Annotated in this window: 9 protein-coding genes, 1 tRNA gene and 3 pseudogenes; 7 read left to right on the plus strand and 6 right to left on the minus strand. The window is 62.2% G+C overall.

Going from position 1 to position 7,378, the window contains the following annotated elements; all coding sequences use genetic code 11:
- Positions 1-481: 481 nt before the first annotated feature.
- Positions 482-598 (plus strand): annotated as a pseudogene (locus ABSG20_RS24890) (GIY-YIG nuclease family protein); the annotation flags it as partial.
- 325 nt (positions 599-923) lie between these two features.
- Positions 924-1,310 carry a DUF1236 domain-containing protein gene (locus ABSG20_RS24895; RefSeq protein ID WP_423867155.1) on the plus strand — a complete coding sequence of 129 codons (387 nt, stop codon included), beginning with the start codon at positions 924-926 and terminating at the stop codon, positions 1,308-1,310.
- 282 nt (positions 1,311-1,592) lie between these two features.
- On the opposite strand, the gene ABSG20_RS24900 is transcribed toward ABSG20_RS24895, so the two are convergent.
- Entirely contained in the window at positions 1,593-1,967 is a 375-nt protein-coding gene (locus ABSG20_RS24900; RefSeq protein WP_423867156.1) for a hypothetical protein, read from the minus strand.
- A gap of 280 nt (positions 1,968-2,247) precedes the next feature.
- Complete coding sequence (locus ABSG20_RS24905) at positions 2,248-2,502, minus strand: hypothetical protein (protein ID WP_423867162.1); 255 nt, start codon at positions 2,500-2,502, stop codon at positions 2,248-2,250.
- Positions 2,503-2,682: 180 nt separating this feature from the next.
- Between ABSG20_RS24905 and ABSG20_RS24910 the strand changes: the two genes are divergently transcribed.
- The 3 genes from ABSG20_RS24910 to ABSG20_RS24920 all read left to right on the plus strand — a co-directional run bounded on the left by ABSG20_RS24910 (position 2,683) and on the right by ABSG20_RS24920 (position 5,533).
- Complete coding sequence (locus ABSG20_RS24910) at positions 2,683-3,123, plus strand: hypothetical protein (protein ID WP_423867157.1); 441 nt, start codon at positions 2,683-2,685, stop codon at positions 3,121-3,123.
- 332 nt (positions 3,124-3,455) lie between these two features.
- Positions 3,456-5,351 carry a heme biosynthesis protein HemY gene (locus ABSG20_RS24915; protein WP_423867158.1) on the plus strand — a complete coding sequence of 632 codons (1,896 nt, stop codon included), beginning with the start codon at positions 3,456-3,458 and terminating at the stop codon, positions 5,349-5,351.
- Between the two features lie 106 nt (positions 5,352-5,457).
- A tRNA-Thr gene (locus ABSG20_RS24920) sits at positions 5,458-5,533 on the plus strand.
- A gap of 16 nt (positions 5,534-5,549) precedes the next feature.
- On the opposite strand, the gene ABSG20_RS24925 is transcribed toward ABSG20_RS24920, so the two are convergent.
- The 4 genes and pseudogenes from ABSG20_RS24925 to ABSG20_RS24940 form a co-directional block, all read right to left on the minus strand.
- A complete protein-coding gene (locus ABSG20_RS24925) occupies positions 5,550-5,744 on the minus strand; it encodes a HigA family addiction module antitoxin (protein ID WP_423867159.1) in 195 nt (64 codons plus the stop codon).
- Positions 5,745-5,908: 164 nt separating this feature from the next.
- A pseudogene (locus tag ABSG20_RS24930) lies at positions 5,909-6,040 on the minus strand (type II toxin-antitoxin system RelE/ParE family toxin); the annotation flags it as partial.
- 94 nt (positions 6,041-6,134) lie between these two features.
- Complete coding sequence (locus ABSG20_RS24935; RefSeq protein WP_423867160.1) at positions 6,135-6,440, minus strand: HigA family addiction module antitoxin; 306 nt, start codon at positions 6,438-6,440, stop codon at positions 6,135-6,137.
- Positions 6,441-6,449: 9 nt separating this feature from the next.
- A complete protein-coding gene (locus ABSG20_RS24940) occupies positions 6,450-6,743 on the minus strand; it encodes a type II toxin-antitoxin system RelE/ParE family toxin (RefSeq protein ID WP_423867161.1) in 294 nt (97 codons plus the stop codon).
- A gap of 251 nt (positions 6,744-6,994) precedes the next feature.
- Between ABSG20_RS24940 and ABSG20_RS24945 the strand changes: the two are divergent.
- Positions 6,995-7,102: pseudogene (locus ABSG20_RS24945) on the plus strand (hypothetical protein); the annotation flags it as partial.
- A gap of 37 nt (positions 7,103-7,139) precedes the next feature.
- Positions 7,140-7,378 (plus strand): hypothetical protein (locus ABSG20_RS24950; protein ID WP_423867163.1); only part of this gene is annotated, 239 nt, incomplete at its 3' end.

Here is a 7,378-nt window from a genome sequence, read left to right on the forward strand (position 1 = left end):
GACCCTCCCCCGCGAAGAGCGGGAGAGGGGGCGCAGCATCGCAAGCGTCGATATGATCAGAACTTCGGAAACACTGTACTAGCGATATCCGGCGGCCTGCAGTTCAAAGAGTTCGGAATAGCGAGCTGACTGGGACAGCAACTCGCAATGCCAGCGACGCCCCGGTCAATCCGCGGCTGGTGCCCCAGACCATCTGCAAGAAGGGGCGCAGGTTCTCTAGCGCCCCGAGGCGCTCCTTGAGGGATTTGCCGGCGATCGCCGAAGAGGTGAAAGCGGCCGGGCCGGAGGGCCGCCTGGTGTCTCGACCGCCATTGCTAGTTTGCCGGGGCATCCAGATCCCTATGATCGTTGTTATCGGATGAATGGGTGTGGTGGCGCGCCATGCGGTTGATGCTCGGTCTCCATCGGAGTTGATCGTCGTGCCGGCAATATAGCAACCGAGATCGGATGGTGGAAGGCAGGCCCAATCGTGCACGAAAGCATGATCGAGTCGATCACGCGCGAAAAGCAGATCAAGGCCGGCAGCCGTACGAAAAAGCTGGCGTTGATCGAGGCGCTAAATCCCGAATGGAAGGACCTCTACGACCAGCCGCTGTGACGCTTGTCGCGATTTGCATCACGCCCGATCCCCGTCATTGCGAGCGCAGCGAAGCAATACATCTCTCGCCCAGCACAAGCCTGGATTGCTTCGTCGCAAGGGCTCCTCGCAATGACGGGGGTGGAGCGGGGGAACCTCAACGACCAGCTTTCGTGATGTGGTCGCGGGAGCAGGATGCAGCCGCGGCGAGCCACACCGACGAGATCACCACGACCGCCTTGAAAAGGTGCGACGCGCTTCGGTCGCCTAGACTTTAGTCGATGCAATTGGAACGAAGCGCGGGGTAGGTGATTGCCGGAATGGGGCGCAATCAGGAGAACTTGAAATGAGAGACTACAAGAACCTATTGGGTATCGCGGCCGCAGCGTCGCTCATGTTCGCCGCCCCGGACGCATTTGCCCAGCAGACCAAAGCACCCCAAGTGACGACGGCGCCAAGCCAGAATAATCTGACGTTCGATACGACGCCGGACGATCATGCCCGGCTCAAGGAGATTTTTGGCAACGATCATTCGGCTCAAAAAGTCAGGCATGCGAGCTTTAGCCTGGCGCCCGGCTCGGTCGTGCCCGGTTCGATCCATCTCGTCCCGCTTCCTCCGACGGTCGTCAATATTCAGCCGACGTGGCAAGGAAACGATTATTTCAGAGTGGGCCACAAGGTCGTCATCGTGGACCCGCAGTCGAAAAAAGTGGAGGGGGTTCTCACATTATAAGCTGCCTCACCTTGTTGCTGGCACCATTTTAACGCGACAGTGACGCGGCGGCTACCCGCCGCGGTTCACAAATCGGCGCACGGTGCCAGCCGGTGCGCCCATTCGGCTCTGTACGAATATGGATAACGTAAAGCACATTTGCAATGCGACGCTGGAGGGACGACCAAGGCCGGGATGCACCACCTTTCAACTTCTTTCGTGGCCCGTGTCTGAAAAAGCCACGGAGCTTTAATTCTCCGCGGCCCTTTGATTGGCATCAATCAGGATGTTGCCATCCCTGGACTATTTTTGTGCGGGGGATGATGAGCCGGCCGGGGCACCGGAGCTCGATCCCGTGGTAGTGCCGGAACTTGATGCCGCACCGTTGCTATTCATCGCCTCAAATACCGACATCCCGTGAGGACCAATCGTCATGAGAACGGGATCGCCGTTCTTTGACTTCGCTTGCACCACAAATGACTCGGCGACGACCTTGACGTCAGTGAACCCGGCATCTTGCAAATCCTGCTTGATCTTCTGGGCGGCGAGCGGATTTTGAGCGGGACTGGCGCTCATCCCAGCGCCAGGCTGGGTCGCCTGATTGGGAGATGCTGATTGTGCAAACGCTAACGGTGACACGAGCGCCGCCATGGCGACTCCTGCGAGAAGGCTCTTCATCGATTGCTCCTACAGATTTGGGACAAGCACGCCCCACCGCCCCCGGGGTGTGAGGGGGTATCGGTGGGGCCGTGGCGTCACGCGTCATTGCGTGACCACAAATCAATGAGCCACGGCGCGTGCAGTTCCGAAAAAGTTGCTTCGCTTTCCCGCAGAAGGGCGGTCTGGTGGGCCCGACTCGGCATCGCCACAGAACGCGTCAAGCCGGCGCCGCCGCGGCAGAACGGCCGTCATGAGAGAAGATGCAGTGAAGATTGCACGGCCCAACGCGCGCAGCGAGCTACCGGCTTTTCTTTTTCTTCGCGAAAATCGCGTTCCAGTTATCCTTATAAGCTTGGGAGACCGGCTTCTGTCCCTCGCCCATGCCTTGGCTCTTTGGTGCGGCGTCCGGCGTGCTTTCGGTCTTTGCAGCGGCGTCTGGCTTGCTTTCGGACTTTGCAGCGGCGTCAGCCGTGGGCGCGGCTGCGGCAACTTTGCTCTCCTTTTTTGGCGCGCGGTCTTTGGTCTTCTTATCGTCTGACATCATTTTTCCCATGGCTTGATCCGAGGAGCTTGGCTCGGCACGTCACTTTTTCAAATACGCTAAAAAACACAACGACCGCAGCAATCGCAGACAGAACAAGCGTTTCTGCCAAAGTAAACCATCCAGATCCCGGGAAGGTTTTGCCACTAAGCTGACATACGCCTAATGCGCGCGGTCGTCACGCGGATTCGGATGCCGGCTCTCGATGCAAAGCTTGATACCCCATCAGGCTTGTGGATTTCACCGGCGGCTTCTTGTGCCGCGCTCAATAGCTGCGTCGAGAGCATCGCCGCCGGCATTTTTTTCCAACGCACTGACGTCGATTTTGCCGTCAAGGAACGGGAGCGGCCAAAGTACTGGTTCGTGGCTCGGCAATTCGCCGAAACAAGGCCGCGAAGTCTATCATGGCCTTCCTCTCCTTGCGTTCAGATTCCTGACAGCGATGCAGAAGGATTTGGCCGCGGGCGGCGGCCTACCGTAGATGGTGCGGACACTTCACGCGGCTCCATGGCCTCGACGGTATCCCTGGGCTTGATGCTTTTGATCGTTGCAATCCTGAAGGAGAGGTTGACCGCGTCGGGCTTCTGCCCGTTCACGCTGGCCTCCGCTAAGGCCAGACGTCAAAACTATTGAATCGATCTGCTTCCTTCTCCCCTCCCCCCGCGAAGCGGTGGGGAGGGGTCGGGGGTGGGGGGTCCATCAGCAGGAACCGCTGCTTCGGTGAACGCCGCGCCACCCCCCCACCCCCGACCCCTCCCCGCCACGCGCGTTGCGCGTGGAGGGAGGGGAGGAAGAGGACCGAATCAGTTCTCTAGAAGTGGAAAAAGTGGAGACGGATTTTTTTCGAAAACAATCATGCTCCGTCAACGAGATCAGATCATGATCCGATTCGATCTTAGGCGAATCATGATCAAGCACCCGGCAACAGGGACTTTGGCAACAGGACTTTGGCAATAGGACTTTGAATGTATCGGATCATTCTGTTTCTGCTGTTGATTGCGCTTTCGGCCGCGGCTGCGGCCTGGGTGGCCGATCAGCCCGGCGATGTCGTGCTGTCATGGGGCGGCTTTCGTGCCACCATGACGCTGCCGGTGTTTGCGCTGGCGCTCGGCCTGACCGTGGTTGCGGCGATGCTGGCGTGGTCGGCGCTGCGCGCGTTCTGGCACATGCCGGGCCGGATCCGGCACCGTCGCCGCGAGCGCCGCCACGCCCGCGGCCGCCACGCCATCACCCAGGGGCTGCTCGCGATCGGCCACGGCGATGCCGCGGCGGCGCGGGCGCACGCCGATATCGCGCGCAAACATGCCGCGGGCGATCCGCTGGCGCTGTTGCTGCATGCGCAATCGGCGCAGCTTGACGGCGACCGCGCGGGCGCCAGGACCGCGTTCCGCGCCATGGCGGAGCGGGCGGACACCAGGCTGTTGGGCCTCCGCGGCTTGTTCATCGAAGCCCAGCGTGCCGACGATCCGCTCGCCGCGGTGAGGATCGCGGAAGAGGCGCTGAAGCATTCGCCGGGTTCGACCTGGGCCTCGCAGGCGGTGCTGGGCTTTCGCTGCGCGAGCAGCGACTGGAGCGGTGCGCTCGCCATCCTCGACACCAATCTCGATGCCGGCCTGATCGACAAGGCCGCCTGGAAGCGCCAGCGCGGCGTGCTGCTGACGGCGCGGGCGCTGGAACTGGAAAAAGTCGACCGCGATCTGTCGCGCGAAAGCGTGATGGAGGCTGTGAAACTGGCGCCGACGCTGGTGCCGGCCGCGGTGCTGGCGAGCAAATTCGAGAGCGAGGCCCATCAAACCCGGCGGTCGATGCGGATCGTGGAGGCGGCCTGGCTGGCGCAGCCGCATCCCGATCTGGCGGATGCCTATGCCCATGTCAGACTGGGGGATTCGGCGCGGCAGCGTCTGGTGCGAGTCGAGACGCTGGCGGCCAAGGCGCCCGGTCATCTCGAAAGCGCGCTGGCGATTGCGCGCGCCGCCATCGACGCCACGGAATTTGCCCGCGCGCGCGCGGCGCTCGTGCCGTTCACCGACGCGCCGACGCAGCGGGTGGCGATGCTGATGGCCGAAATCGAGCGTACGGAACATGGCGACTCCGGCCGGGCCCGGGCCTGGACGCTGCGCGCGGTGCGCGCCCGGCACGATCCGGTCTGGACCGCCGACGGCTATGTCTCGGACCGCTGGCGGCCGGTGTCGCCGGTGTCGGGCCGGCTCGATGCCTTCCAGTGGCAGACCCCGCTGGCCTCGCTGCCGTCGGACCAGCGTACGGCGATCGAGGCCAGGGAATTCCGCGAAGCCTTCGACGAAGCGATCGCGCCGCGCCGGGTCGAGCCGCCGCGCCAGCCGCCGGCGGAGGTGACGCCCGCCGCGGAGGCAGCAGCCGCGGCCATGGTGGCGCCCCCGGCGGCGCCAACGCCCCCGGCAGCGGTAGCGCCTCCGGCAGCGCCAGCGCCTCCGGCAGCGATAGCTCCGCCGGCACCGGTAGCGCCCCCGGCACCGGTAGCGCCCCCGGCGGCGGCGCCCCCGGCAGCGGCAGCGCTCCCGGCGGAACAGGACAACGCTCCCGCCGAAGCCGCCGCGCACGAGCCGGCGCCCGCCACGCCACTCCCGCCATCAGCCGAAGCGCCAGCCGTGGCCGCGACGCCCCTGTTCTTCCGCCGCCGCGGCGATATCCACACGGACACAACCAAGGACACAACCAAGGCCGCGCCCCCGGCTATTCCGCCGGTCATCCCGATCGTCCGCGCCCCCGACGATCCCGGTATCGATGACGAAGCGGCGGGCGATGAATTTGCCGAACCGATCCACCCGACCAACGGCCAGGCCAGTGGCTGGCGCGGCTTTCTCACGCGCTGGGGGAACTGATATCGTCCACCACGGGGGGCGCGTTGATCTTGCCAAGCGGAACGGTGCCGGATATCAGGAGCTGCGCGTTTTCAGCCCCGTCGGCAAACGCGAAACCGCATGGTCCGCCGCAATAGCTCAGCTGGTAGAGCACGTCATTCGTAATGACGGGGTCACAGGTTCGAATCCTGTTTGCGGCACCAGTTCGCTGCACCGCCCTCACGCCGCCTCGTAAGGCGCGATCTTCCTGATCTGGGGCGCGAGCACGTCTTCGGCCGTTTCGAGATCGAAGCGCGCCTGAATGTTCATCCAGAACGCAGCGCCGGTCTTGAAGAACTTGCCGAGCCGCGGCGCGGTATCGGCCGTAACCGGCTTTTCTTCGCGCGCGATGCGTTCGATCCGGGTCCGTGGCACTCCAGCGCGGCCGCGACCGGGTAGGGTGTCAGCCTAAGCGGAACGAGAAATTCTTCTTAAGCGGAACGAGAAATTCTTCCCGCAGGATTTCGCCGGGATGAATCGGCGGAAGTTTCTTTGCCATATGCGAATTCCTGTTCGTTCGGTGGCCACATTCGGCCGTCTCACCAATGATAGTCGATTATCTCCACGTCCTCGGGACCCGCATCGGTCCATCTGAACACGATCCGCCATTGATCGTTGACGCGGATGGAGTGCTTACCCGCCAAATCGCCCTTAAGAGCTTCAAGGCGGTTGCAGCTTTTTCTGAACAATGAGCGAGACCAAGCACGAGGCTGCGCACAGGATGACGAAGGCGGGTGGCAAGAGCAAACCGCATTTGAGCGTCTCCTATGCCGCGCGTGCGGGCGTCAAGACCCGCACGTGTCGATAGTCGTGCTCCGCAGTCGCCTTCGACAAATCGTGTGCCCGCTGCAGGTTGAGCCAGAATTCCGGCGTCGTGCGCAAAGCCTTGCCAAACCGGATGGCCGTGTCGGCAGTAACGTCGCGACGGCCGCGGATGATCTCGGTCACCCGGTTGGGCGGGACGCCAATCATCTTCGCGAAGGCCGTCGCGCTCACGGCAAACGGCTTTAAGAATTCCTCCAGCAGGAATTCGCCGGGGTGTGTCGTGATGCGGGTGGCAGAGCGTGGCATGGCCGTCTCCTAGTGGTAATCTCTGATCTCGACTTCGGACGGGTTGGGCGATCCTTTGTCCCATCGAAACACGATGCGAAATTGATCGTTTATCCGTATGCTCCAGCGGTCGGCAAGATCGCCTTTCAGCGGTTCCAGACGGTTGCCCGGCGGCGCCAGAAGGTCCTCGATATGCTCGGCGGCGTTAAGACCGTCCAGCTTGCGCTTCGCGACTTTCAGGACATGTTGCCAAGGGCACCTGCGGCTCGCCTTGCCCGTACGAAAGACGCGTTCAGTCTCCGGGTCGCTGAAACTCAGGATCATGCTGCGTTACGTATTGCGTAACAATTCGGCTGTCAAGCTTTCCTCCATTATCGTCGGCACCTCGTAAAATAGTCTTCTTGGCCGTGCCCGCGAGCAATTCCGGGTCGGCGGCTCAATGACGACGGGCCTAACTTGAACGTCGCGATTGTCCGCGGTGAATGCTTTTGAACGTGCGGCCCGCACGAGAAAGCCGCCGCACAGCGTCAAATTCTGGCTTCCGCTGTGGACATTCACAGGTGTAATCTTTGCCCATGAGCACGTCATCCGTGAACCTAGACGATCATTGGTACTACGCGACCCACAGCGGTCACGCAGGACCAGTCACCGCCACGGTAATCCAAGACTTGCTGCACAAGGGCGTGATCACCAAAGGCACGTTGGTCTGGAACAGTAGTTTTGGGCAGTCGTGGAAGCCAATCCTTTGCTCTGAATGGAGAGCCTATCAACCTGAATGCCAAGCAATCAAGCTTCGACACATTGACGGCGCGTGTTGCTATCTTGGAAGCGACGTTGGCTTCTCGACCGGCTGGTGTGGGGCACAATCGGGGTCCCGATCTCGATGAAAATCTGAGCGTTGACGAGCCGGGAATTAAGAAACCTGATCGCTCGTGTTCTCAACGCCAGTCACAGCCCTG

The sequence above is a fragment of the Bradyrhizobium sp. genome, assembly GCF_049512235.1.
GTDB lineage: Bacteria > Pseudomonadota > Alphaproteobacteria > Rhizobiales > Xanthobacteraceae > Bradyrhizobium.

What these genes read in the sequence shown, in the direction of transcription:
- ABSG20_RS24895 (WP_423867155.1), top strand. Translation starts at nt 924, where the DNA reads ATGAGAGACTACAAGAACCTATTGGGTATCGCGGCCGCAGCGTCGCTC.
- ABSG20_RS24900 (WP_423867156.1), bottom strand. Translation starts at nt 1,967, where the DNA reads ATGAAGAGCCTTCTCGCAGGAGTCGCCATGGCGGCGCTCGTGTCACCG.
- ABSG20_RS24905 (WP_423867162.1), bottom strand. Translation starts at nt 2,502, where the DNA reads ATGGGAAAAATGATGTCAGACGATAAGAAGACCAAAGACCGCGCGCCA.
- ABSG20_RS24910 (WP_423867157.1), top strand. Translation starts at nt 2,683, where the DNA reads ATGCCGGCTCTCGATGCAAAGCTTGATACCCCATCAGGCTTGTGGATT.
- ABSG20_RS24915 (WP_423867158.1), top strand. Translation starts at nt 3,456, where the DNA reads ATGTATCGGATCATTCTGTTTCTGCTGTTGATTGCGCTTTCGGCCGCG.
- ABSG20_RS24935 (WP_423867160.1), bottom strand. Translation starts at nt 6,440, where the DNA reads ATGCCACGCTCTGCCACCCGCATCACGACACACCCCGGCGAATTCCTG.
- ABSG20_RS24940 (WP_423867161.1), bottom strand. Translation starts at nt 6,743, where the DNA reads ATGATCCTGAGTTTCAGCGACCCGGAGACTGAACGCGTCTTTCGTACG.